A 24,415-nucleotide genomic window follows, 5' to 3' on the forward strand; every position below is an offset into this window, starting at 1 on the left:
AATGCACTCATCATATAATCTTGCTTGAGTGTAACTTAGTGTGGGCTCAGTATCATAAATCCCCACCGCACTACAAACTAAAGCTAATACACACAATGACAATAACTTTTTCATAAGCTCTCCTTTGCTTTAAAGTTCTTGTTATTTTAGCGTATTAGCTTTATATAAAAAGGTTATTTTATTATGCTTTATTTTTATAATTCATAATAATCAACTCTTTACTTTCTTTTCTAGCAACTGCACTATTTAAAGAATAGCTTACGCTTGTTTGCTTTATATTAAAATTTGCATAAAGCTCTCTAATTAAAGAACAATCATTATAAGAAAGTATAAACTTGCCTTTAATATTCTTTAGTAACTCACATAGTCTCTTATGCTCGTTTATGTTAAATCCACCTGTATTTTGATAGTAGTCTTCTGTTCCCACATACGGAGGGTCAAGATAAAATAATGCGTCCTTATAATCATATTGCTTTAAAATATACTCATAGTCTTTGTTTTCAATGCTTACATTTTTAAACCTTTTTGAATACTCATTAAAGTCTTTTACCAACCTTTTTGGCTTTCTTGTTTTGCTCATTGCAAATTGGCTTGTATTTGCACCAAATGAATTACTTATTAGATAGTAATAAAAGGCTGCTTTTTCTATGTCGTTTCTAGGCTTTAGATTTTTGTTTTTTATCATTTCAAATATCTTACGACTCACTAGCATTGATGATAAACATAGCATTAGACTTTGTGGTCTATTTTTGATACACAAATGCAGATTAATCAAATCATCATTTATATCATTTACCACTTCAACCTTTGATGGTTGTTTTTGATAAAACACAGATAATGCCCCACCAAAAACTTCTATATAAGTTTTATGCTCTGGCATTAAAGCAATAATCTCTTTAGCAAGTTTGCTCTTGCCACCAATCCATGCAAAAGGTGCTTTTAAAGTGCTAGTTTTTAAGGAATTTAAGCATTTACTCATGCTATCTCCTTTTAAAATAAAATTTTTTTCGCTAGTTTTTAAAAGTTAGGTTAGAATGCCCTTGCTAGTTTTTAAGAGTGAGGTTTAATCCTCACTATATTATAATATTTTATCTTAAACTTCTAATTTCTGCAATGATTTCGCCTATTATCATATACTCTCCATGCGAATAAAATACATCATTATAAGCTGTGTTTATGGAGCGTAAGATACAGCCATTGTCTTTCATAAAAACTTGCTTTACAAAAAGACCATCGGCGGTATTTACAGCATAAATATTTGAGTTTTTATAGGCTTTTTGTTTATCGCATAATAATATAGAGTTGTTTTGAATAAGTGGCTCCATGCTGTCACCATAGCATGTAATCAAATCGCATTTTTTAGCTTTAAAACGGCTTAGTAATTTATCATCTATGATAATATCTTCACTCTCTAAATATTCGTTATATCCACCACCGCCAAGTGAAGCGTTTGTTTTATATAGCTTTAAGATACGATATGTGCTTTCGCATTCTAAAGTATTTTTAGGTGATGTGCCGTAGAAGAAATAATTTATATTGATATTTCGTTCGTGTAAGAAATTAAGAATTTGTTTATAAGGTATAGCGTTTCTAAACTTCATTGAATTAAAAGTGTCAGGGTGGATTTTAAGAGCATTTGCTATATCTTTTGCTTTTATGTTTATTAAACCTTCGCTTGATAATATATCTTTTAGTTTTTCAATGATTTCTTCCATATTTAAATCCTTTATTTTATATATAAAGAATTTAAGCATAAATATTGCAAAATAAAAGAAAAGCTTTTATTTTAAAAGCTTTTTAAAGAGCTTTTAAATATCTTTTATTTGATTTAAATTTTTGTTGAAGTTTTTGACATTCTTTGATAGTGAAATAATTATATTTATAAGGTTTTTTTAGTCTGTTTATAAATGCAGTTAGATTAGCTTTTGTTTGTCTAAATATTTTTTTGCTACCTTTAGCAAATTTTCTAACTGCTTTTTTAATCTCAATTTGTAAGAGTTTATATTCAGGCTTTAATTCTAACATCACTAATCCTTATAAAAACATACTTTACTAATTATATCATATCTACTTCTTACCCTTATACTTATCAAGCTCTTTGTCAAAAAAATCATATATTTCATCCATCACACATTTTTTATACTTATCATTAAAATCATAAGAGCCATTTTTTTCTACTAGCGGTAAAAAGCTTCTTTTAGGCACATGTTTAGAACCAAAAGCATGAACTAAGCCGTAAGGAAAACCGCCAGATGATTTGGAATTATTAAACACTACAAAGCCTTCCGCATCACTTTTATTATCCCAATTATCTGCTAAATTCCCACTTTTTCTAAGTAATAAATTTTTATTTTCTACTGGTTTTTTGCGTGGATTTTTTGGAATTTTGGTTTTTTTTCTATCTACCCAAGCATTACCTTCAAAATCATTTTGTTCTATAAATCTGTCTTCTATTTGATTTTGTAAAGTTAATGCTAGTTTTGTTGTTAATATTGTTCGCAAATGCGGGTCTTTTAAATCACTTAGCATATTATTGACTTCTTTGTTAAAATTATCAAAATCATTCATTTTTATTTTACCACTCATCAAAACTCCTTTAATCAAAATCATACATTTTAGCACTATCGTTTTTACATTATTTTTGTTAAAAATATATAAGTTTAATTTAAGCTTTATTTTTAAATTAATAAAAATTATCAAAATAAGCAAAGTTTCCTTAAACGCATTATTAAGATTATTTTAAGTTTATTTTATCAATTTAATTTTATTTAAAAAATAACTTGAAACTGCGTTGCATTAGAGTTGCAATGAGTTTTTACCAAGTATATTTTTTTTAAGTTTATTTTAATATTATTTTTGAAAACTTAAACTACATTCAAAATCGTAACAATGCCAATTCATGGGCTTTGCAATATAAATTCAATTTTGTGCGTTTTGTGAAGTTGGAGAGAAATTATATATGTTACATGTGCGTGATTTTGTGCATTAGTTTTTACGCTTTTAAAAGCTCTTTAAAACCCTATTATATAAAGCTTTAAGCAACTTTTATAATCAATTATTTTTTTAAAAATTCGCCACATTTTGTGTGTAACATATACATATACCCCTTACAAATTTATATCTTGATTAGCTGCAAAAAATCTCATTGTTGCAATCTCATCTAACTCTAACGCTTGTTTTTTTTCAAATTCTTTTTTCTTTTTTTTAATTTCTTCATCGTGTAAGTATTTTATTTTCTCATAATCTAGCGAAGCTTTTTTATACAAATGAGTAAAATGCACTATCTCTTTTTCACATAAACTAATTTTCTCTAGTAATTCTTTTTGTTTATTTAAATTAAAAAAAATCGCTTCATTTGCTAATTTTATTTCAAGTATAGTTTTTGGTTCTGGATATGTGTCTAATTCTTTTTTTACTAATTCAAATTCTTGTTCAATTGCAGTTTTTTTAAGTTTTGCTTTATTTAAAGCAAGCTCTGCATTTTGTAAAGCTTGCTTTTTTACACTTAATATTTGTTTAAATTTCATAAAATGATTGTATCTTCACGCTCAGGAGAAGTAGAAATCATTTTTATTTTTACACCAACTAATTCTTCAATTTTTGAGATATATTTTTTCGCATTTACAGGTAAATCATCATATCTTCTAATTCCATAAATTTTACCAAAGCCATCAACACTTTCATAAATTGGTTTTACATTTTCTAAATCAGCTGGAACATAATCAATTATTTCGCCCTTATATTCATATGCTTTACAAATCTTAATGCTATCAAAATTTTCTAAAACATCTAATTTCATTAAAGCAAGTTCACTAAGCCCATTTAATCTAGCAGTATATCTTACAGCTACTGCATCAAACCATCCGCAGCGTCTTTTTCTACCTGTGCTAACACCTATTTCTTTTCCTATTTCGCCTATTCTTTCGCCCTGCTCTGTTTTATCTTCTGTAGGGAAAGGTCCGTGTCCAACTCTTGTAGTATAAGCTTTTACTATTCCTATTGATTTGCCTGCTTCATAAGGACTTAATCCTAAACCACTTAAAGCTCCTGCAGCAATAGTTGTTGAGCTAGTTACATAAGGATAAGTTCCGTGGTCAATATCTAATAAACTACCTTGAGCTCCCTCTAATAAGACTTTTTTATCTTCATCTAAAGCTTTCCATATAAGTCTTGTAGTATCACAAATAAATGGTGCTAACATTTCTTTATATCTTTTAAGATTAGCCAACAGCTCATTTGCATCAGGTGCATTTACGCCTAAAGTATCAAAATATGGTTTATTTATCACAAAATCTTTCAAAATTGCATTACAAAGTTTTTCAGGTTCAAGCAACTCACTTACTCTATGCCCACTTCTTGAAATCTTATCAGCGTAGCAAGGTCCTATTCCTTTACCAGTCGTTCCTATTGCATTATCACCTTTAAATTTTTCTTTAGCAATATCAATTTGTGCATGATAACTTAAATTAAGATGAGCTCTATCACTAATAAATAATCTACCTTCTAAATTATCAAATTGAGCCATTTCTGTAATCAAAACTTCAGGATTTAATACAACCCCATTTCCTATTACATTTTTACAACGATGATGTAAAATACCACTAGGCAATAAATGTAAAGCATAACGAACTCCATCAACCCAAATAGTATGACCTGCGTTGTGTCCTCCTGCACTCCTACATACAAAATCATAGTTAGCGCATAATTTATCTACAACTTTGCCTTTACCTTCATCTCCCCACTGAATACCTACTAATATGTCAGCTTTGCTCATATATATCTCCTATAAAAATATTATTTCCGTTTTCATACATTTGCATAATTTTATCTCTATTTTTTTCTTTCACTAAAGATACTAATCTACTCATATAATCTGCTTTAATAGCCAATTCTTCATTAGTAAAATCAAAATTTCTAATATTATTTAAGAATTTATCAAAATCTAAATTATCAAAAGATTCATTATTGTTAATTCTATTGCCAATTACTTTATAGTAATATTCGCAATACAAAATATCTAAATTCTCATTATTTACAATTCTATTTTTACAAAATACAACAAAATTATCCAATTCTGCTGGGTCGTATTCTTGTCTAAAAATTAAACAATATAAATTCTCACCTAAAGAATTCTTAGTTACAACATAGCTTAATTTATTAGGATGCAATATGTTATTAAAGTCTTTTAAATAAACAATATCCTTAATAGAACAAGTTTTGCCATCTAATATATTTGCAATAATTTTATCTTGTTCTTTTGCTAACAAGTCTTTTAAATATATCTTAGGTACATTTTGAGTATTTAATAAATTTCTTAGTTCTTTATTAGCACTAATACATTTAAATTCTTTATCAAATATACCTATGATAGAATTACTTTGTTTATAAATATCACTAAAAGATATAGGTTCTTTTATTTCATCTTCTAATATATCTTGTTTTAATAAAGCAAGATGAGCTGTTATGTTTAAAAACCTAGCTTGTTTACTATCATAATTATAATCTCTTGAAATATTAAAGCTAACTTTAAATTCTGCATATCTACCATTATTTTGTCTTAAATATAAATTTTGTTCAATTACTTTAGAATAATTTGTAAAACTATTATCTTTAAGATTTTTTAATTTTAATAAAAATTCAATATAAGCAGGATAGCTACTTTTATGTAAAAGCTCTTTAAAATAAGCATAACTTAAAGCTGTATAGCCTAAAATTCTATCTATATTTTTACTACAACTTCTTATTTTTAACTTACCACCTTTAAGGGTAAAATTCATAGTAATAATGAAACTTTTTTCTAAAGCTTCATATTGAGATTTAATATTTTCATAACTTTTACTAACCATATTAGTATCTAAAATCATCAAAATATCGTAGCAAAATCTCTCTGATCTCATAACGAATGGATATATTTTAACTTCTTTAAAGTCTTCTCCATTCACATAGTGTTCAGTTTGTATATAAAATCCTTGATTTTTAATAGAATTTTGCATATTGTTTGCAAAATTTATCGGGTCTATAATGGTATCTCTTTGCTCTTTTTTACCAAGCATATACAAATTCATTTTAGACATACCTGTAATTTTTTGATTATAAAAATCAAGTGCTGATTGATTTGCTTTAAAAATCTTAGCCGTAAAAGCATCAATCATTAGCATAGGAATTGTGCTTTTACTAAACATAGAGCTAAGTCTTTGTTCTAATTCTCTATATTCTTTTTTAATATCTTTATATTCAAGAACTGAAAATGCCGTTTGTTTTTGCAAATCTTCTAAATCAGAGCCTTCTATTAGCTCAAAATTTTGAAACTCATCAATATCGCTAGCACCTTGTAAATCATAGCAATACCTTACTTGTCTTACTAAACCATTTTCAACCAACATAGAATCAAGATAAGCGTTCCAAAAATACATAACTAATATTATTAGCAAAAATGCACTTAACACAAAATAATAATTAAAATACTCGCTTACAGATATAAAGCTTCTCACATTAAAGCCGCTATATTCTACTTCTTTAATAATATTATCAGAATTACTTGCTGTTTGATAAATTCCAGATAAATACCAATAGTAACTAAACTCATTTACATTGACAGATAAATCTAATTTTGATTGATTACTTGAATACAAAACATTACCAAAAGAATCTACCAATATATAATCAGTATTAAATTTATTCACACTTTTTAAAAGTTCTTTTAAATCAAGCTTTGCAACCAAAAATGTATTTTTATTATTCTCTAATTTTTTTGCAAAATATATGCTACTTTGTAAGTCTTTAGTAGTAATTAATTCGCTAATATAAGTAGTTTTGCCAGTTAAATTCCTAGTATTAATTTCTATGAATTTTTTTAAAGGGTCAACTTCATCACTGCTAATTTTATCTAAAACTTCTCCATCTTCATTAAGATAATAAAATGCTGAAAATGTATTTAAGTCTAAATTTTTTAAACTAGGATTCATCTCAAGTGCTTTTGAATATAAATCTAGTCTAATTTTATGCTGTTTTATAGCATTTTGAATACTATGAGAAATCAATTTGTTATTATTAATTAGTTTATCATTGACTGTTGTAAAATTTACATAAAAACTAAAAAATAATACTAATACAAGTAAAATAAAAGTAATAAAAAAATTTTTTCTTAAAAGCCAAATTATATTATTAAACTTAAGCACTTAAATCCTTCTTTGATAATTCGTTTTTAAAATAACCCTTAAAATATAAACTAATTATAAGTGATGGTAATAAAAACAAAGAACCACATAATAATAAAATCATAACTAAAACAGTCAGTAATCCAAAATAAATAGTAGGTGTAAAATTAGAGCTCATCATAAGACAAAATCCTAAAACAATAGTGCAAGTTGTATAGTAAAGTGCTGAACCAATACTTTGATGACTTGCCCTAATAGCATCATTTAAATTCCTTTTTTTGATTTCTTCTTTAAACCTATGCACATAATGTATTATATCATCAACTCCAATTCCAATAGAAATTGCTGCAATTGTAATACTCATTAAATCAAGGCTTAGCCCGCTAAAAGCAATAATCGCAAACAATAATGAAATAGGAATTAAATTAGCAATTATTCCAATAATACTAAATCTTATATTTCTAAAAATTATTAAAAACAATGCAAATAAGCTAAGTATAACAAAATTAAGAGTATCTACTTGAGAACTTATAAGTGAGCTTAGCATATTGTTATAAAGCACCATAACTCCACTTACTTGAATATTTATATTATCATTTTTTGTAAGTTCTCTTAAATTATCATTTAAATCTTTTAAAAATTTAGCTCTTTTTAAAGTTTTATCACTATCAACCATTCTAATTGCTATTCTAAATTCTTTTGATTTTTCGTTGTAATATGGATAAATAATTTGCTTTTTAGTGCTTTCTTCAAGGTTATTTTGCAATATATTTAGCAAAAAGCCATCAATATCTTTACCATTATTCATAGATTTTGCAAAATCTAAAAGCGAATAAAGGCTTAAAACACTGCCTACATAATTTTGATTTTCTAAGAAATTATGAATTTTTTTTAGAATTTCTACTTTTGATGGTGTTAAATAGTACTTATCACTATTATCTAAAAATTCAGCAAACTCATCAGCTTGTTCATCGTCTTCATCGTTAAATTTAACAATTACATCTAACGGAAGCGTTCCACCTAGTTTTTCATCAATTAATAATAAACCTTTTTTAATATCACTACTATCTTTAAAATAATTCACAAAACTATTTTCAGCACTAAGCTTTGGAATTGAAACAATAGCAAAAACAACTATTATCAAGCTTACAAAATATACTATTTTTCTATGATTTATTGCAGTATTTGCACAAAACAATAAAAACTTAGGCTCTTTAGCAAAATATACATTTTTAAAATCTTTTTTTGCAAGTAACAAATAAGGCAAATATAAATAACATAAAAGCAAACTAACACTAATACCAATGCTCATCATAACACCTAATTCACTAATGGGTTTTATTCCTGAAAAAACAAGACTTAAAAACCCAACTACGGTTGTTAAAATAGCATAAAAGCTAGGTTTAGCCTTAGCTAATAATGTGTGTCTTACTTGTGTTAATCTATCTGTATTTTTATTAAAATTTATAAGTTCTGAAAAATGAGATAATAAATGCACTATAACAGAAATTGTAATAATTAAAACCAATGCTACATAATTACTTGAAATAACGGTTATATTATAACCCAAAATCGCCAAAATTCCCGTCGTGCTAAAAAGAGAAATTAAGCATATAAACATACAAACAAATACAAAATACAAACTTCTAAAAAATATAAAAATAGCAATTGATAATAATACAAACAACCCTATTCCATAAACATATAAATCAGATTTAACATAAGTAATCATATCACTTGCAATAACGCTCATCCCACCTAAAATCAAATCATTATCAAGCGCAAATTGCTTTAATGTAACAATCAAATCATCTGGGTTATTTGCATATATTAAAAAATCAACAACCGAATAATCTTTGCTAATTAAATTCTTTAAATAAAATTTATTTTTACTTATTTCATCTTTAGCTTTTAATAAATTAGCTCCTTCATTTATACTTTTTCCATCACTTAAAAATAATGGAGCATTTAAAATACTAAGAACTGATTTAACACCATCTATTTTTAATAGTTTTTTCTCTATATTTTGAAGTTTTTCAATACTTTCAATACTAAAGACATCGCCTTGGCTTTTATAGGCTAATACTAAAAAATCTTGAGAACCAAAAGTTTTTATACTTTCATTAAATAGTTGTAAATCCTTATCATCTTCTAAGAAAAAGCTAGTTGATTTTGCTTCGACTTCTATCTTAGTAGAATAATATGATAACCCTAAACAAATTAAAAGAGTTATCATAAAAACTTTTTTAGAATTTACAAGAAGAAAATTAATTATTTTATTCATTTAAGCTTTTCAAATAAGCCATTAATTCCACTCTGTTTTATAATATCTAAAAACTGAGCTCTATAACTAGCTATTAAACTTGTATTTAAAATATCAATATCATATAACTTACATTCGTTATTGATAATTCTAAACTTAAATATCATTTCTTTAACTTGTTCTTCATACTCAACTTTCATATTTGCCTGACATCTTTTATCATCTATATTAGTGCTTGTTAATTCAAGGCTGCTGCCTTTAACCAAATCAATTTTAGATGAAAAATCTTTTTTAAGTCTTTCTATAAAAATACTTTGAAATTCTGCTAATTTTTCAGCGCTTAACTCATTAGCATTTTTTGAAAGAACTAATTTCGTCATTAATTCAATATCTAAATCATCTTTTAATAAATTAAATAAATCTTGTGATTTATCGTTGCTATCACCCTTAAAGATATCTTGTATTTTTGCAACATCTAAAACAATGTCATCTTTAAAAGTATCAATTTTGTAAGCATATAAACTTGCTAAGCTTAAAGCTATTATTAATAATTTTTTCATTCTAATTCCTTTCGGTTTTTTTCATAAAAATCCCTTATTGTTACATAAGGATTTATACTTTTATAAGCTTCATTAATTAAAACAGAATTACTACTTGTTTTATCAATCAGCCCAAAAGTAGAAACGCTAATACTAGCATTATTAGTTAAATAAAAATTAGGCTTTAAAGCATAATCAAACGGCAATGCCAAAGCATCTCTTACATTTGAAGGTCCTAAAAATGGTAAAACAATATGCTCTCCTGGTGGAACACCCCATCTAGCAAGCATCAAGCCAAAATCACTTTCTTTTTCATATTTAAAAGGTCTTAAAATACCACCTAAACCCAATGTGGTATTACCTAAAAATGCTCCTAATTCAGCAGTTCCTGATTTAAATTCTCCACTCAAGTATAAAGTAATAAATCTAAGCGGAGACCCTAAATTATGGAAAAAATTATTAACACCTTTTTTAACTATTGGAGGAGTGATAGTATTGTAAATATTGCTAAGTGGTCTTAAACTCATATTATAAACTGCATAATTAAAACTAGTAACAGCTTTATTGTAATTATAAAATTTATCTACTCTTTCTACTTGATTAAATTCTGCTTCAAAATCATCAATTTCGTTCGCAACTACTAGTGTAATCAAAGAAAGGATAAAAAATAATTTTTTTATCACAAAATTACTCCATATTTAGTATTTTTGGCAAATAATAACAAAAAAATATTAAGAACAAACTATGAAAATTAATCTAGAAATTGAATTTATTTTAAATGATAATGTAAAAATTACAAAAAAACATATATTGCTTTTACAACAAATTAAAACAGACAAAAGCATTAGCAAAGCTGCTAAGAATTTGAATATTTCTTATAAAAATGCTTGGGATAGTCTTGATGAAATAAGCAAAGCTAGTGAGTATAATCTATTTTCAAATACTTCAAGAAAAGAAGGAAGTAAATTAAGTGCTTTTAGTGAAAATATATTAAAAAAATATGAAGAGTTTTGCAAATTTAAAGCCAAACTCAATGATGATTTTACCTATAAACTATCAGCTCAAAATAAAATTAAGGCTAAAATAGTTGAGATTAAAAATGAGAAAAATTATATAAATCTAACTTGCAAATGCGGTGATGACTTAATAAAAGCAAATATTTCAGTAGCTGCTCTTACTGAATTAAATCTAAAATTATTTGATGAAGTTATATTAATAACAAAAATTAATTTTATAGAATTAGAAAATAATAAAGAAAATAGCTTTAATGCAATTATTCAAAATATAGATATTAAAGATGAGTTAATTTATTTTACATTAAATTTCAATAATCAAATCATCAAAGCAATTGGTAAAAAAAATAAATTATGTAAAAATTACTCAATAAATGATGTAATTCAATTTCAAATTCCCGCTAAAAAAATCATAGTATCTTTATAACTTGTTACGGAATGTAACAATTTTTAATTTAATTTATAAAAATGTTACATTTTAGATAAGATTTAAATAAAATTATGTTAAAAACTTACTCAAAATCATAATTTTAAGGATAATTATGTTGGATATAACGCTTATTTTATTGGCTGCAGGTAATTCTACTAGGTTTAATTTACCTTGTAAAAAGCAAAATTTATATATAAATAAATCCCCATTATGGCTATATTTAGCAAAAGAATTTGAGAAATTATATAAGTTTTCAAAAATAATAATTGTTTGTGATGAGCCTTGTTTTTATGAAGTTAAAGAGCCAAATTATATTTATGTTAAAGGCGGTAAAGAAAGATTTGAAAGTATTGAAAATGCTTTAGAAAAAGTAAATTCTCAATATGTGTTAATTACTGATGTAGCAAGAGCTTTTATCAATCCTAATGTATTAAACGAACTTATATTAAATGCTAAAAATTATGATTGTGTTTTTCCAGCTATTAAAATTGTTGATACAATTTATAATGAAGAAAAACAATGCTATTTAAATAGAAATGAACTAAGATTGGTTCAAACCCCACAACTTAGCAAAAGCTCTGCTTTAAAATCTGCGAATTTAAAAAATTTTACAGATGAAAGCTCGGCAATATTAGCAAATAACGGAACAATAAAAGCTATAAATGGAGATGAATTAAGCTTTAAAATAACTACAAAAAATGACTTGCAAAAATTAAAATTACTCAATCTAGCAAAGCCAAGTAAAGATATTTTTGTTGGATATGGATACGATGTTCATGAGTTTTGCCACTCTAATGTAGGGCATAAATTAGATGAAGATAATAAAAATGAAGAATTAATCTTAGCAGGTGTAAGACTAGGGAAAGAATATGCTCTAAAAGCACACTCTGATGGAGATGTATTAGCTCACGCATTTACTGATGCTTTATTTGGAGCTTGTGGCTTAGGAGATATTGGGGCTGCTTTTAGCCCTGATGATGATAATTATCATAACGCAAATTCTATGCAACTATTAAAACTTGCTTATGATAAATGCAAATCTTATGGATACGAGCTAATTAATGCTGATATTACAATATGTGCTGAAAAACCAAAACTCTTAAAATATAAACAAGAAATGCTAAAAAATTTAATCACTATCCTAAAAACAAGCAATATTAATATAAAAGCTACTACAACAGAAAAACTAGGTTTTGTTGGGCGATGCGAAGGTATAAGCGTAAGCGTAGTTGTTAATATGAAATTATTTGATTGGAGCGAGTATGAGAATATTAATAGTTGAAAATGAGATTTACTTAGCTCAAAGTATGGCTTTAAAGCTAAATGATGCTGGATATATTTGTGAAGTTGCAAATGATTTTAAAGATATAAAAAACAAATATTATGATGTTATTTTGCTATCTACTAATATAGATAATTTTTTAAAGGTTATTCAAAATCATAAAAATAGCGTTATATTATTGTTAGTTTCTTATGTGAGTAGTGATACAGTTAGTATGCCTATTGAAGCTGGAGCGTATGATTACATACAAAAACCTTTTATGATAGAAGAGCTTATTAGAAAAATAAACTATTTTTATGGCTACAACAAGCTAAAAGCTCAAAATACCGCACTAAGTAGCTATATAAAATCAGTTATTGATTCAAAATTTCATACAGCAAAAAGATTAGTATTTCCAACACTAATAAAAACAAATAAGCAAATCTTAGCAGATAGCTATGTTTTTAATTATGTATTTTCTCATAATGTAAATATTCATTTTACTGATTTAAGTAGCTCATTTAATCTAAATAATTTATTAGTAGGAGATAGAGATATTAGATATTTTACAAATTTTCAAGTTTTAAAAGGCTCTAAATTAGAGCAAATTATCAAGCTTAGTAAAGGGCAAAATTTTATATTTCACACTAATGGAAATGCCGATATTGAAGGCTTTAATATAATTGAGCTAGAAGACAATTCAAATACACTAGCATTAGGAGAAATTCTAACAATTGATGATTACATAAAAAATATGATAATTAATTGGCAAAAAAGCTATTCTGATACAGAACTTAGTAAAAAATTAGGATTAAGCAGAAAATCACTTTGGGAAAAAAGGAGAAAATATGGAATCAATAAAAAATAAAATAAAAGAAATAAAAATTACTGAAAAAGAATTAAGTATATTAAGTTTAATTGAAATTAATTCTTTTAATACCAATGGATATTTACCAAATAAAGAAGAAGTTTTTAAAGAATTTAATTCCGCCACAATTGATAAAAATATATCAGCCTGTACTTTAGCTTTTTCTCCTAATTATGAATTAAATGATAATATTAAAAACTATCAATTTAACAATGAAATTACATTAATATTAAATGATAAAAAAGTAGGAAAAATCACTCAAGCAACTACTTTTGATAATGATAAAGCATATACAAATATATTTAGTGCAAATACTTGCAAATTAGATAAAGAATTAAATCCTTGCATAGCAGGAAAGGTTGAGATTTTTAATAATGAATTTAAAAAGGTAAAAACTGCTCTAAATAATAAAATCAAAAAAAATAATGCCAAAAAAATAACAGCCCTAATCCTAAATGCCGACCCAATCACAAGAGCACACGAAAGAATGCTAAGATGGACTATTGATAAGGCTGATTTAGTGATAATTTTCGTAGTTGAAGGATATGATACAAATTCTTTAAATTTTCAAGCAAAAAAAGAATGCTTTGAATACTATGCGAAAAACTTTTTACCACTTGAGAGAATTTTCCCTGTGTATTTAAAAAACATAGATTTATTTAGCCCTTACCTTGATCCAAATTACGAATGTTTATTGGCAAGTTCATTTGGTGCAAATAAGCTAGTAATAGGACAAAATCATCAAGGTTTAGGATTGTTTTATGATAATAATTTAGCTCATACAGCCATAGATGAATTATCTAAAAAAACAGGCTTAGAGCTAATAGTTTTACCTGAATTTGTATTTTGTAATAAATGCAATGTAATGGTAAGCACAAAATCATGCCCACACGGAGCTCATCATCACATAAAATATCGTTCATCAATGATTAGAGAAATGCTTCATTCAGGGCTAATCCCGCCAACCGTTTTAGTAAGAAAAGAAATATCAGCAAAGCTATTAGCACACTTACACCCTAATAGATTTAAAAATGTTCAAATGATTTATGATGGATTATTTCCAAGTAATGGTATTATAGAAAAACGAAGTGATGAAGACCTTTATAAAGAGCTAATTACTTTATATCAAACAAGTTATATGATTTAAGGAGATTTTATGAATAATTTTAATGAATTTTGTGAAAAAGTTCAAAGCGAAAAAGACTTTTTTAAACCACTTGCTTTTGCTTTAGGAGTTGGGTATTTCGGACAAAAAAGCAAAGAATTAATTTATATTGATTTTGCAAATGTAAATTATATGCAAAATTTCGGCACTTTTGCTGTGTATTTTAAAGAATTAGCGCTAAATAATTACAAAAATGAAAGTGAGTTTTGTATCGAGCTTAAAGAAGAGCAAATCAAGAATATCTTAAAACATTTTGAATGCTTTGAAAACGATGGTAAAAGACACGAAAATATAATAAGTCTAAAAGCAGCTTTAAAAAATATAAAAAATGAAAGATTTTTTCTAGTTGCACTAAATAGCGATGAAGCACCTAAAAGTATTGCTAGTGTTTATTTAAAACTACATTTATTATCAAGACAATTCGTAAAACCAAGAGAGATTAATCTAAATGGAGCTTTTGGGCTATTAAAAAATCTTGCTTGGAGCAATTCAAAACCTTATGAATTAGAATATTTAAGAGAATTTGAAGCCGAATTAAAATTTAGCAAAACTTATCCTGAAATTGATTTTGTAGATAAATTCCCAAGATATTTACAAACAATAATCCCAGCTGATAATACAAGGATTTTAGATACTTCTAAGGTTAGATTAGGAGCACATTTAGCTAATGGAACAACAATTATGCCAGGTGCAAGTTATGTGAATTTTAACGCAGGAACTCTAGGTTCAGTGATGTGTGAAGGTAGAATTTCAAGCTCTGCAATAGTAGGCGAAGGTAGTGATGTTGGCGGTGGTGCAAGTATTTTAGGAGTATTAAGCGGGACTGATGGCACACCAATTAGTGTTGGTAAAAGATGTTTATTAGGAGCAAATAGTGTTACAGGAATAGTTTTAGGAGATGATTGTGTAATTGATGCAGGTATTGCAATTTTAGGTGGAAGCAAGGTTGAATTGTTATTATGTGATGGACTTAAGAATGCAAATCCTAATTTTAATTTTGATAAAAATGTTTATAAAGCTAAAGAATTATCAGGATTAAATGCCCTACATTTTAGACTAAACTCAACTAATGGAAAACTTCAAGTAGGCTTTAATAAAAAAGCAATTAAACTAAATAAAGATTTACATTAAAACTAAGAAATTACGAGAAATCGTAATTTCTAAATATCACTTAAAATATGTATTTTATTAGTATTAAATATAAACTTATAAATCAATAAGAATATGCTTATCAAATTCTTTGAATTATAAGTTTATTTCTAGTTTGATATATAATTTTATGAATATAAAAGAATATAAAAACAAATTTATTTTACAACAACAATTGCTCTGCAATAAAAAAATTTATAAATATTTTAATTAAGCAAATACAATCCATAAATTTGAATACTAATTTATTTTGTGAAGCTTTAAAAAATCTTAGCTTAAATCTTAAAAATTTTAATATCTGTTTTAATAAAAAATTCTATCAATTTTAACACATAAATTGATTTTAAAATCTATTTAGTAGGTTTTACAAAAATTATTAAATTACATTTTAAGGATTTTAAAAACATTTTATAAAGCAAAAGCCCTTTTTATAAATCACTTATATTGTAAAAATTAAGCTCAAATAACGATTATAAATTTTGAACCTGTATTGTTTAAAGGTATTATTTTTATTCGTTATTAAGCAATACTAATTGTAAATTTTATAAGCAATCTTAAAAATAAAATATATTTTTATAATTACTTATTTAATAATTCACCTACAAAATCACTCATAGAATAATTTTTATTCTCTTTAGTAATAAGCCATTTTGCTACATTAATAGCACCTTTAGCAAATATTACTCTAGAATTTGCATTATGAATTAATTCTATACTTTCATCATCTCCATAAAATCCAACGCTATGATACCCTGCAACGCTTCCACCTCTAAGGCTTACTAAACCTATTTCGTTATCTTCTCTTTTGCCTTCTCTGTTAAAGCAAATCTTATGCTCTTTATTTAAAGCTTTATTTCTAGCTTCAAGTGCATTTTTTGCTAATGTTAGAGCTGTTCCACTAGGAGCATCAACTTTATGTTTATGATGTTTTTCATAAATTTCTATATCAAATTCTTTTAAAGCAAGTGCAGCAATTTTCGTAAGTTCATTTAATATTGCAACACCCAATGAAGTATTAGAAGCCCAAAAAAACTTACCTTTATAAGATTTAGCTTTTTTAAAATATTCATCTTTAAGCCCAGTAGTTCCAACAACTAAAGCTGGTGGATTATCTAATAAGCTAGCTTTTTCAAGTAACTCAACACTAGCAGCAGGAGTAGAAAAATCTATTATAACATTAGCTTTAAAAAGCTCATTATAATCATTATTTTCCTTAGTAAAAGAATATACCAAATCAATATTCTCATCAGCCAAAGCTAGTTTTACTAGCTCCTTACCCATTCTACCATTTGCCCCAAATACTGCTAGATTTATCATTTTATTATAATAGTGAGTTTAATTTATCAGCTAAAGCTTGTTTTGCTTGAGCACCAATTACTGTATCAACTATTTCGCCATTTTTGAAAAATAACATAGTAGGAACTGAACGAATTCCAAACTCAGCAGCTAATTCTTCACAATCATCAATATTAACTTTAGCCACTAATGCTTTACCTTCAAATTCATTTGCTAATTCTTCAATAGCAGGTGCAAGCATTCTGCAAGGTCCACACCATGGTGCCCAAAAATCTACTAAAGCAACGCCTTTTTTAGCTAAATTAATATTTTCACTTGTTAATTCTTTTGCCATTTTATTCTCCTAAAAAAATATTTGTAAATAAAAATTATCATCTAACTTAGTTAATGAATATTTATTTTATTAAAGCACAATAACACAAATTACAATAAGGAAAAATTATGATATTTAGTGATGAAGAATTAATTGAACCTTGTTTAAATGTCCTAAAATCAAAGCTTCACATACTTCATAATGATGGTGGTGATTTGGAGTTTTTGGGTGTTAAAAACGGGGTTGTTTATATAAAATTACTTGGTGCTTGTCATGGTTGTGCTGCTGCAAATACCACTTTAAAATTAGGGCTTGAAAGGGCTTTAAAAGAACAAATTGATAGCAATATTTCGCTAATAAATCTTGAAGGTGGAAAGGAAGCTTTTGAAAAACTATGAAAGTTAATTTAGATAATTCTTACATAACAGATAATTCAAATGAATGTGAAAAAGGTTGTTATTTTTTACTAACTAATTCAAATTCCAAATACGAAAACGATGCAAAATCTAAAGGTGCTTTAGTAATTAACGAAGCAAAAGCAAGAGAACTTTTAAAAATCAATGAAAATATAAAAATTATAGGTATAACAGGCACAAATGGTAAAACCACTACCGCTGCTGCAATTTATTCTATATTGCTTGATTTAGGTAAAAAAGTATTTTTATGTGGAACTCGTGGGGCATTTTGTAATGATAAAAAAGTTGCGGCAAAATCTTTAACAACAGGATTTTTATTAGAATTATTATCGTATTTACAAATTGCAACTTTAAATAATTGCGAATATTTTGTAATGGAAGTAAGCTCTCACGCAATTGCACAAAATCGCTGTGGAGATATGAAATTCGCTGCTAAAATCTATACTAATTTAACTCAAGACCATTTAGACTTTCACGAAACTTTTGAAAATTATGCAAATTGTAAAGCAAGTTTTTTTCAAGATGAATGCTTAAAAATAATAAATCAAGATGCTTATAAATTTTCTTATAATGTAAAAGGTGCTATTACTTATGGTATAGAAAATCCTGCTTTATATAGTGTAAAAGCTTATACATTAATTGATGGTATTGAAGCAGTTTTTGCTGTTAAAAATGAGCTTTATGAGATTAGCTCTTCTTTAAAAGGCTTATTTAATATCTATAATCTTCTTGCAGCTTTTGCTTGTGTTAATGAATTAGTAAAACCTACTAAAGATGATTTAACTAATGCTATTGCTAATTATGCAGGGGTAATGGGAAGAATGCAAAGCATTCCTAATAAATATAATAAAGAAATAATAGTAGATTTTGCCCATACTCCAGATGGAATTGCTAATGTGCTAGAAGCAATGAAGCATAAAGAATTAATAGTAGTATTAGGCGCAGGTGGTAATCGCGATAAAAGCAAAAGAACTCCTATGGCAAAAATAGCTAGTCATTATGCAAAAACTTTATTTTTAACAAGTGATAATCCAAGAGATGAAGAACCTATTGCAATTCTTAAAGATATGATAGATGGCTTAAGCGAAAACGAATTAAAAAATATAAATATTGTAATTGATAGAAGATTAGCAATTTATAAAGCACTTTTAGCTCAAAATAAAAATGAATGTGTTATGATTTTAGGTAAAGGTGATGAAGATTACCAAGAAATAAAAGGTGTAAAATATCCATTTTTAGATGAAAAAGTAGCACTTGAATGCTTAGATGAAATACACAATTATGAAGAAAAAATTAGATTGAAAGGTGAATATGTTTAAAGATTTTGATTTTTCTAAAATGCAAGAAATGTTACAAGATGTCCAAAATAAAGCTAAAGAATTTGAAAACGAATTAGCAAATAAAGAATTTGTAGCAAAAAGTGGTGCTGGAATGGTAGAAGTTAAAGTAAATGGCAAATTTCAAGTAATTGATATAAAAATAGATGATGAATTATTAAAAGACAAATCATCTATGCAAATATTATTAATTTCTGCACTAAATGAAGCATTAGAAAGTGCAAGTTCAAGCACAAAAAATGCTGCGGCTGATATGTTTTTTAAGGCAGGAAAATGAGAAAACTTGCATTATCTTTAATGTTAGTAGCGACCTTATTTGGCGTAGAGCGACCTACATTTGATGATTATTTAGCATGTTATGAAAAAAATAAAGCAAGTATGTTAAATTACGAAGGCTTACCTGCTTTTGTGTTAGATGAAAATCTTTTAGCTGTAGTAAAATTACCTGATACAAAATTAAATTCATACATTAAATACGACCCATTTTTAAATCTTTATTTAGTAAGGACTGATTTTTCTTTAATAAAGCCAATCACAGATGATGAAACAACAAGAACTAGAAATGATTGGCTAGGAATTATTGATGCTAAAAAAGAATATATAGGACATTTAAAATATCTAGCTCAAGGTTTATTTGAAAGAGATAAGCTTGATTTTAATACAAAAATTGGTTTATTAAATTCTCCTTGTTGCAAGGTTTTAGGTATTAGTTTATTAAATGGAGAATTCATAGGCAATCGCTATTTAAATCATTTTAAAAAATATAATGATGTTTATTGGGGCGATATTGGTGCTACATTTACTCAAAGAGGGGATAGATATTTTGTAAGTGGTATTACTTTTAATAGTAACTTAAGATTAAATGATGAAATCTTAAGCGTAGATGATAAGCCTATAGAATCACTTAGGGCATTAAATGAAAGAATACTTTTTGCAGAAAATCAAAGCACTATTTATTTAAAAGTTTTAAGAGATAATGAAGAAATTAATATAAGCTCTGTTATAAGTCCTAAAATATATGAACAACCAGTATTTACAACAAAAAAAGCAATTGTTAAAAAACAGATTTCAAATTCTTTAGGAATAACTTTAGATAATAATCTCAATGTAATAGGAATTTCAAATAAAAATTTAGGCTTTAAGCTAAAAGATAAAATCCTAAGAGTAAATAATGTAATAGTAAATACTAAAGCAGATTTTAATAAACAAATTCAACAAAGCGGTGTTTTAAATATATTAATTCAAAGATATATTAAAGACGAGAATAAAAACGGGGATTTTCAATTCTTTATAACAATTAACAAAGGAAAATAAATGTTAGAAAAAATGTCAAATAATTTAAGATTTTTAAGTGTAGATATGATTAATCGTGCAAATAGTGGTCATCCAGGCGTAGCAATGGGACTTAGTGATATTTTAGCAGTGCTTAGCACAAAAATTAATCTAAATACAAAAAATCATATAAATCGTGATAGATTAGTATTTTCAGGCGGACACGCAAGTTCTTTAATATATTCGTTTTTACATTTAAGTGGATTTAATTTAAGTCTTGATGAGCTTAAAAATTTTCGCCAATTAGGCTCACTTGCAGCAGGGCATCCTGAGATTAAAACTCACGGAGTAGAAATAGATACAGGCCCACTTGGTCAAGGTATTGCAAATGCTGTTGGTTTCGCAATGGCAGCAAAATTTGCTAGTAGCAAACTAAATAATTCGTTAAATCATAAAATATACTGCCTTTGTGGAGATGGGGATTTGCAAGAAGGAATTAGCTATGAGGCTTGTTCTTTAGCAAATGTTCATAATTTAAATAATTTAGTATTAATTTATGATAGTAACGAAATTAGTATTGAAGGCGATGTAAAACAAGCATTTCGTGATGATATAAAGGCTAGATTTAATAGCGTTGGCTTTGATGTTTATACTATTGATGGGCATAATTTTGATGAAATTAGCAAGGCTTTAGAAATGACTAAAAATGCTGAGCGTCCAAGCATTATAATAGCTAAAACCAAGATTGGAAAAGGTGCTTGTGAATTAGAAGGAAGCGAGAAAACTCACGGCTCACCACTAGGTGCTGAACTAGCTTTAAAAGCTAAAAAAGCTGCTAATTGGAATGAAGAAGAGTTTTATATAGATAGCGAAGCTAAAAATGGCTTTGAGAAAATGTGTAAAAGAAGTGATGAGTATTTTGCAAGTTGGGATAAAGCAAATAAATTTAATGATGAACAATTAGAATTTATAGCTTATTTAGAAGGCAAAAAAGATTTAAATGTGGATTTTTCTAAACTTGATTTAAGTAAAAATTACGCTACAAGAGATAGCAACCACGCTTGTCTAAACGAAATAGCAAAACAAATTCCTACATTTTTAGGTGGTTCAGCAGACTTAGCACCATCAAATAAAACTTATCTAAAAGATTATGCAGATATTAGAAATGGTGGTAAAAATATAGCTTTTGGTATTCGTGAGCATGCAATGGGTGCAATTATAAATGCAATGGCAAGATATGGTTTGCATCCGTTTTGTGCTACATTTTTAGTATTTAGTGATTATTTAAAGCCTTCAATAAGATTAGCAGCTTTAATGAATTTAAAAGCATTTTTTGTATTTTCACACGATAGCATAGGAGTAGGAGAAGATGGTCCAACTCATCAACCAATTGAGCAAATCAGCACTCTTAGAAATATTCCTAATCTATACACTTTCCGTCCTGCTGATATGGCTGAAAATATAGCTTGTTGGCAAGTAGCTTTAAAGCTAAATAATCCAAGTGCATTCACACTTAGTCGCTCAGCACTTCCAAGCTTAAATACAAGTATTCCTGATATTAGCAAGGGAGCTTATTTTATAAAATATAGCGATAATGCAGAAGCTACAATAATTGCAAGTGGTAGTGAAGTTGCACTTGCACTTGAAGTTGCAAAAGATAAAAATATAAATGTATTAAGTATGCCTTGCTTTGAATTATTTGATAAAGAATTTGATAAATCTTTATTAAAAGGCAAAATTATCGGGATAGAAGCTGCAAGGTCTTATGAATTATATAAATACTGCGATGAACTTTTCATAATGGATAGTTTTGGCGCTAGTGGTAAAGAAAAGGATGTATTTAAATATTTTGGATTTGATGCAGAAAAAATAAAAGAAAAACTATAAGTTTAAAGGCAATTTATTTGCCTTTAAATCAATTCTTCTATTTGTAATTTCTAAAAATAAGCACTAATTAATAAAAATCTAATTTTAGCACTACAGAACTAAAGGCAATTTATTTGCCTTTAAATCAATTCTTCAATCATACCTTTTATATTTGTAATTCCTAAAGATAAAGCACTAATTAATAAAGCTCTAGCCTTAACATCACTTAAATATTCACTCATAATTACACCATTTTTAATCAAATCAACTTCAGCTCCAGCATAAGCATAGGTTCTAAGACCTGCTTTACCACTTTCACATCTACTTGTCATAATTATTGGAATATTTGCTTTTTGAATAATTGGCATAGCTCTAGCCATTACATGCCCTGCTCCATAGCCACTAATTACCAAACCATCATAATTATTTAAAGCATATTCAAGCATATCATTGTCAAAATCAAGGCACATTTTTAGTAAGGCTACTTTTTTAGTAATTTCTTTTAAAGGCTTTAGTTTTAGCCTTTTATAATTATTATTAAATAAATAAAACCTACCTTCTTTAATCTCTCCAACCAAACCACGATTAAAACTTGTAAAAGTTTCAAGACTAAATGAATTGCTTTTATGGATAAATTGTGCTGAATGAACGCTATCATTTAATACACAAAGCACACCTAAACCCCTTGCTAACTCACTATTTGCTAAAGTAATTGCATTGCTAATATTAGCTAGATAATCACTTCCTAACTCGCTAGGATTTTTCATAGCACCTGTAAAAATTAGTGGCTCATCTAAATCCCAAAATAAATTACAAAAAAACGAACTTTCTTCTAAAGTATCAGTTCCTTGAGTAATAATTACAGCACGAGAGCCTTTTTTAATCTCTTCTTTTGCAAGATTTAAAACTTCAATTAACATTGAAAAAGTTATATTTGGACTTGAGATATTGCTAAAAGTTATTGCATTAATGTCTTTAAATGAACTTGTTAAATCATCAGCATTTAGGCTAGGAATTGCTCCTTCGCCTAAATTACGCATAGAAATTGTCCCGCCAAGAGATATTAAACTAAGCATTTCTTACACAATCTATTAAATATCTTACATTTTCTACTGGAATATCAGGTAAAATTCCATGCCCTAAATTAAATATATGAGCCTTATCTTTTGTAAGTTCTTTTATGATTTCAACGCCTTCTTTTATAGCTTTTTTGCTATAAAGTCTGCAAGGCTCAAGATTTCCTTGTAATACATAAGGAGTTTTTGCTGCTACTTGAAGTGGAGTGCTCCAATCAACACCTAAAACATCAATTTTTGCATCTAAACATTCAATAAAACCACCTACTCCTTTAGGAAAAGCAATTATTGCAATATGTGGGTATTTTGTCTTTAAATAACTTGCTAAATCTTGAATATATTTCCAAGCAAATTCCAAATAAGCACTAGGCTCAAGTGCATTAGCCCAGCTATCAAAAATCTGAATAGCATTAGCACCTGCTTTTATTTGATTTTCGCAGTATTCTTTTAAAACTTCAGTAATTTTTGCTAACAATTTATGTGCTAAGGCTGGATTTTCATAAATCATTCTTTTGCTTTTTGCATAAGTTTTAGAGCCTTTTCCTTCTATCATATATGTTGCTAAAGTCCAAGGAGCACCACAAAATCCTATTAAAGCTTTATTTGAAGCTAATTTTTCACGAGTTAATTTTATAGCGTCATAAACATAAGTTAATTTACTAGCTGCATTTATATTTAATTTTTCTACATCAATTTCACTTGATATTATCTCATCAAAAACAGGACCTTCACCTGCTTCAAATCTAAGTGGTAAGCCCATCTCAAGTGGCACTACTAAAATATCTGAAAATATAATAGCTGCATCAAAATCTAGTATATCCACTGGCTGAAGCGTAACTTCACTAGCTAATTTATAATCCTTACAAAGACTTAAAAAATCTCCTGCTCTAGCACGAGTAGCCTTGTATTCAGCTAGGTATCTACCTGCTTGACGCATCATCCAAATAGGCATAACATCACTTTTTTTTCCAAAACAAGTATCTATAAATATCAT

24 protein-coding genes are annotated in these 24,415 nt (G+C 27.2%); 10 read left to right on the forward strand and 14 right to left on the reverse strand.

Going from position 1 to position 24,415, the window contains the following annotated elements:
• Positions 1-181 precede the first annotated feature (181 nt).
• From AVBRAN12637_RS07015 to AVBRAN12637_RS07060, 10 genes are all read right to left on the reverse strand, one after another.
• Positions 182-979 (reverse strand): DNA adenine methylase, encoded by a 798-nt coding sequence (locus tag AVBRAN12637_RS07015; protein WP_336615569.1) that lies wholly within the window; start codon positions 977-979, stop codon positions 182-184.
• Positions 980-1,088: 109 nt separating this feature from the next.
• Positions 1,089-1,715: a S24 family peptidase gene (locus AVBRAN12637_RS07020; RefSeq protein WP_336615570.1), complete on the reverse strand. Its 627-nt coding sequence runs from the start codon at positions 1,713-1,715 to the stop codon at positions 1,089-1,091.
• Positions 1,716-1,797: 82 nt separating this feature from the next.
• Entirely contained in the window at positions 1,798-2,025 is a 228-nt protein-coding gene (locus tag AVBRAN12637_RS07025; protein WP_336615571.1) for a hypothetical protein, read from the reverse strand.
• A gap of 42 nt (positions 2,026-2,067) precedes the next feature.
• The gene (locus tag AVBRAN12637_RS07030; protein ID WP_336615572.1) at positions 2,068-2,586 is read right to left on the reverse strand and encodes a phage virion morphogenesis protein; all 519 of its coding nucleotides are present in this window, start codon (positions 2,584-2,586) and stop codon (positions 2,068-2,070) included.
• A 521-nt stretch (positions 2,587-3,107) separates the two neighbouring features.
• Positions 3,108-3,527, reverse strand: a complete 420-nt coding sequence (locus AVBRAN12637_RS07035) for a hypothetical protein (RefSeq protein ID WP_336615573.1) — start codon at positions 3,525-3,527, stop codon at positions 3,108-3,110.
• Positions 3,524-4,774, reverse strand: coding sequence for an adenylosuccinate synthase (locus AVBRAN12637_RS07040; RefSeq protein ID WP_214117184.1), 1,251 nt, complete (start codon positions 4,772-4,774; stop codon positions 3,524-3,526). The genes AVBRAN12637_RS07035 and AVBRAN12637_RS07040 overlap by 4 nt, the downstream gene beginning before the upstream one ends.
• A complete protein-coding gene (locus tag AVBRAN12637_RS07045; RefSeq protein ID WP_214117186.1) occupies positions 4,761-7,178 on the reverse strand; it encodes a hypothetical protein in 2,418 nt (805 codons plus the stop codon). The genes AVBRAN12637_RS07040 and AVBRAN12637_RS07045 overlap by 14 nt, the downstream gene beginning before the upstream one ends.
• Complete coding sequence (locus tag AVBRAN12637_RS07050) at positions 7,171-9,393, reverse strand: efflux RND transporter permease subunit (RefSeq protein WP_336614122.1); 2,223 nt, start codon at positions 9,391-9,393, stop codon at positions 7,171-7,173. Before AVBRAN12637_RS07050 ends, AVBRAN12637_RS07045 begins: the two co-directional genes overlap by 8 nt.
• 44 nt (positions 9,394-9,437) lie before the next feature.
• On the reverse strand, positions 9,438-9,980 hold the full coding sequence (locus AVBRAN12637_RS07055) for an MlaC/ttg2D family ABC transporter substrate-binding protein (RefSeq protein ID WP_214117190.1): 543 nt from the start codon (positions 9,978-9,980) through the stop codon (positions 9,438-9,440).
• On the reverse strand, positions 9,977-10,642 hold the full coding sequence (locus AVBRAN12637_RS07060; RefSeq protein ID WP_336614430.1) for an MlaA family lipoprotein: 666 nt from the start codon (positions 10,640-10,642) through the stop codon (positions 9,977-9,979). Before AVBRAN12637_RS07060 ends, AVBRAN12637_RS07055 begins: the two co-directional genes overlap by 4 nt.
• A 61-nt stretch (positions 10,643-10,703) precedes the next feature.
• Between AVBRAN12637_RS07060 and AVBRAN12637_RS07065 the strand changes: the two genes are divergently transcribed.
• The 5 genes from AVBRAN12637_RS07065 to AVBRAN12637_RS07085 all read left to right on the forward strand — a co-directional run bounded on the left by AVBRAN12637_RS07065 (position 10,704) and on the right by AVBRAN12637_RS07085 (position 15,827).
• Positions 10,704-11,399 carry a molybdenum-dependent transcriptional regulator gene (locus tag AVBRAN12637_RS07065; protein WP_336608652.1) on the forward strand — a complete coding sequence of 232 codons (696 nt, stop codon included), beginning with the start codon at positions 10,704-10,706 and terminating at the stop codon, positions 11,397-11,399.
• 115 nt (positions 11,400-11,514) lie between these two features.
• A complete protein-coding gene (gene ispF / locus AVBRAN12637_RS07070; RefSeq protein WP_336615574.1) occupies positions 11,515-12,684 on the forward strand; it encodes a 2-C-methyl-D-erythritol 2,4-cyclodiphosphate synthase in 1,170 nt (389 codons plus the stop codon).
• A complete protein-coding gene (locus AVBRAN12637_RS07075; protein WP_214117208.1) occupies positions 12,665-13,531 on the forward strand; it encodes a response regulator in 867 nt (288 codons plus the stop codon). Before ispF ends, AVBRAN12637_RS07075 begins: the two co-directional genes overlap by 20 nt.
• The gene (locus AVBRAN12637_RS07080) at positions 13,512-14,678 is read left to right on the forward strand and encodes a sulfate adenylyltransferase (protein ID WP_214117211.1); all 1,167 of its coding nucleotides are present in this window, start codon (positions 13,512-13,514) and stop codon (positions 14,676-14,678) included. The genes AVBRAN12637_RS07075 and AVBRAN12637_RS07080 overlap by 20 nt, the downstream gene beginning before the upstream one ends.
• Before the next feature lie 9 nt (positions 14,679-14,687).
• Positions 14,688-15,827 (forward strand): tetrahydrodipicolinate N-succinyltransferase N-terminal domain-containing protein, encoded by a 1,140-nt coding sequence (locus AVBRAN12637_RS07085; RefSeq protein WP_214117213.1) that lies wholly within the window; start codon positions 14,688-14,690, stop codon positions 15,825-15,827.
• A 597-nt stretch (positions 15,828-16,424) separates the two neighbouring features.
• Here AVBRAN12637_RS07085 and dapB read toward each other — a convergent pair.
• Both dapB and trxA read right to left on the reverse strand, forming a co-directional pair.
• On the reverse strand, positions 16,425-17,162 hold the full coding sequence (dapB, locus tag AVBRAN12637_RS07090; protein ID WP_214119956.1) for a 4-hydroxy-tetrahydrodipicolinate reductase: 738 nt from the start codon (positions 17,160-17,162) through the stop codon (positions 16,425-16,427).
• Positions 17,163-17,166: 4 nt separating this feature from the next.
• The gene (gene trxA / locus AVBRAN12637_RS07095) at positions 17,167-17,475 is read right to left on the reverse strand and encodes a thioredoxin (RefSeq protein ID WP_214117217.1); all 309 of its coding nucleotides are present in this window, start codon (positions 17,473-17,475) and stop codon (positions 17,167-17,169) included.
• Between the two features lie 104 nt (positions 17,476-17,579).
• Here trxA and AVBRAN12637_RS07100 point away from each other — a divergent pair, with 104 nt between their 5' ends.
• The 5 genes from AVBRAN12637_RS07100 to AVBRAN12637_RS07120 are packed head-to-tail and all read left to right on the forward strand — an operon-like array spanning position 17,580 to position 22,366.
• Positions 17,580-17,852, forward strand: a complete 273-nt coding sequence (locus AVBRAN12637_RS07100; RefSeq protein WP_214117289.1) for a NifU family protein — start codon at positions 17,580-17,582, stop codon at positions 17,850-17,852.
• The gene (locus AVBRAN12637_RS07105; RefSeq protein WP_336615575.1) at positions 17,849-19,189 is read left to right on the forward strand and encodes a UDP-N-acetylmuramoyl-L-alanyl-D-glutamate--2,6-diaminopimelate ligase; all 1,341 of its coding nucleotides are present in this window, start codon (positions 17,849-17,851) and stop codon (positions 19,187-19,189) included. Before AVBRAN12637_RS07100 ends, AVBRAN12637_RS07105 begins: the two co-directional genes overlap by 4 nt.
• Entirely contained in the window at positions 19,182-19,484 is a 303-nt protein-coding gene (locus tag AVBRAN12637_RS07110; protein ID WP_214117222.1) for a YbaB/EbfC family nucleoid-associated protein, read from the forward strand. Before AVBRAN12637_RS07105 ends, AVBRAN12637_RS07110 begins: the two co-directional genes overlap by 8 nt.
• Positions 19,481-20,521, forward strand: coding sequence for a DUF7488 domain-containing protein (locus AVBRAN12637_RS07115; RefSeq protein WP_336615576.1), 1,041 nt, complete (start codon positions 19,481-19,483; stop codon positions 20,519-20,521). The genes AVBRAN12637_RS07110 and AVBRAN12637_RS07115 overlap by 4 nt, the downstream gene beginning before the upstream one ends.
• The gene (locus AVBRAN12637_RS07120) at positions 20,522-22,366 is read left to right on the forward strand and encodes a transketolase family protein (protein ID WP_239803550.1); all 1,845 of its coding nucleotides are present in this window, start codon (positions 20,522-20,524) and stop codon (positions 22,364-22,366) included.
• A gap of 119 nt (positions 22,367-22,485) precedes the next feature.
• Here the strand turns inward: AVBRAN12637_RS07120 and AVBRAN12637_RS07125 are convergent, their stop codons facing one another.
• Positions 22,486-23,421 carry an asparaginase gene (locus AVBRAN12637_RS07125; RefSeq protein ID WP_214117228.1) on the reverse strand — a complete coding sequence of 312 codons (936 nt, stop codon included), beginning with the start codon at positions 23,419-23,421 and terminating at the stop codon, positions 22,486-22,488.
• The gene (hemE, locus tag AVBRAN12637_RS07130; protein WP_214119953.1) at positions 23,414-24,415 is read right to left on the reverse strand and encodes a uroporphyrinogen decarboxylase; all 1,002 of its coding nucleotides are present in this window, start codon (positions 24,413-24,415) and stop codon (positions 23,414-23,416) included. The genes AVBRAN12637_RS07125 and hemE overlap by 8 nt, the downstream gene beginning before the upstream one ends.

This window comes from Campylobacter sp. RM12637 (genome assembly GCF_020137645.1).
Taxonomy (GTDB): domain Bacteria; phylum Campylobacterota; class Campylobacteria; order Campylobacterales; family Campylobacteraceae; genus Campylobacter_E.

Excerpts from the sequence above, each read along its gene's own strand:
- ispF (WP_336615574.1), top strand. The coding sequence starts at position 11,515 with ATGTTGGATATAACGCTTATTTTATTGGCTGCAGGTAATTCTACTAGG.
- AVBRAN12637_RS07055 (WP_214117190.1), bottom strand. The coding sequence starts at position 9,980 with ATGAAAAAATTATTAATAATAGCTTTAAGCTTAGCAAGTTTATATGCT.
- AVBRAN12637_RS07125 (WP_214117228.1), bottom strand. The coding sequence starts at position 23,421 with ATGCTTAGTTTAATATCTCTTGGCGGGACAATTTCTATGCGTAATTTA.
- dapB (WP_214119956.1), bottom strand. The coding sequence starts at position 17,162 with ATGATAAATCTAGCAGTATTTGGGGCAAATGGTAGAATGGGTAAGGAG.
- AVBRAN12637_RS07065 (WP_336608652.1), top strand. The coding sequence starts at position 10,704 with ATGAAAATTAATCTAGAAATTGAATTTATTTTAAATGATAATGTAAAA.
- AVBRAN12637_RS07080 (WP_214117211.1), top strand. The coding sequence starts at position 13,512 with ATGGAATCAATAAAAAATAAAATAAAAGAAATAAAAATTACTGAAAAA.
- trxA (WP_214117217.1), bottom strand. The coding sequence starts at position 17,475 with ATGGCAAAAGAATTAACAAGTGAAAATATTAATTTAGCTAAAAAAGGC.
- AVBRAN12637_RS07030 (WP_336615572.1), bottom strand. The coding sequence starts at position 2,586 with ATGAGTGGTAAAATAAAAATGAATGATTTTGATAATTTTAACAAAGAA.
- AVBRAN12637_RS07085 (WP_214117213.1), top strand. The coding sequence starts at position 14,688 with ATGAATAATTTTAATGAATTTTGTGAAAAAGTTCAAAGCGAAAAAGAC.
- AVBRAN12637_RS07020 (WP_336615570.1), bottom strand. The coding sequence starts at position 1,715 with ATGGAAGAAATCATTGAAAAACTAAAAGATATATTATCAAGCGAAGGT.
- AVBRAN12637_RS07040 (WP_214117184.1), bottom strand. The coding sequence starts at position 4,774 with ATGAGCAAAGCTGACATATTAGTAGGTATTCAGTGGGGAGATGAAGGT.
- hemE (WP_214119953.1), bottom strand. The coding sequence starts at position 24,415 with ATGATATTTATAGATACTTGTTTTGGAAAAAAAAGTGATGTTATGCCT.
- AVBRAN12637_RS07035 (WP_336615573.1), bottom strand. The coding sequence starts at position 3,527 with ATGAAATTTAAACAAATATTAAGTGTAAAAAAGCAAGCTTTACAAAAT.
- AVBRAN12637_RS07110 (WP_214117222.1), top strand. The coding sequence starts at position 19,182 with ATGTTTAAAGATTTTGATTTTTCTAAAATGCAAGAAATGTTACAAGAT.
- AVBRAN12637_RS07115 (WP_336615576.1), top strand. The coding sequence starts at position 19,481 with ATGAGAAAACTTGCATTATCTTTAATGTTAGTAGCGACCTTATTTGGC.
- AVBRAN12637_RS07120 (WP_239803550.1), top strand. The coding sequence starts at position 20,522 with ATGTTAGAAAAAATGTCAAATAATTTAAGATTTTTAAGTGTAGATATG.
- AVBRAN12637_RS07075 (WP_214117208.1), top strand. The coding sequence starts at position 12,665 with ATGAGAATATTAATAGTTGAAAATGAGATTTACTTAGCTCAAAGTATG.
- AVBRAN12637_RS07050 (WP_336614122.1), bottom strand. The coding sequence starts at position 9,393 with ATGATAACTCTTTTAATTTGTTTAGGGTTATCATATTATTCTACTAAG.
- AVBRAN12637_RS07025 (WP_336615571.1), bottom strand. The coding sequence starts at position 2,025 with ATGTTAGAATTAAAGCCTGAATATAAACTCTTACAAATTGAGATTAAA.
- AVBRAN12637_RS07015 (WP_336615569.1), bottom strand. The coding sequence starts at position 979 with ATGAGTAAATGCTTAAATTCCTTAAAAACTAGCACTTTAAAAGCACCT.
- AVBRAN12637_RS07105 (WP_336615575.1), top strand. The coding sequence starts at position 17,849 with ATGAAAGTTAATTTAGATAATTCTTACATAACAGATAATTCAAATGAA.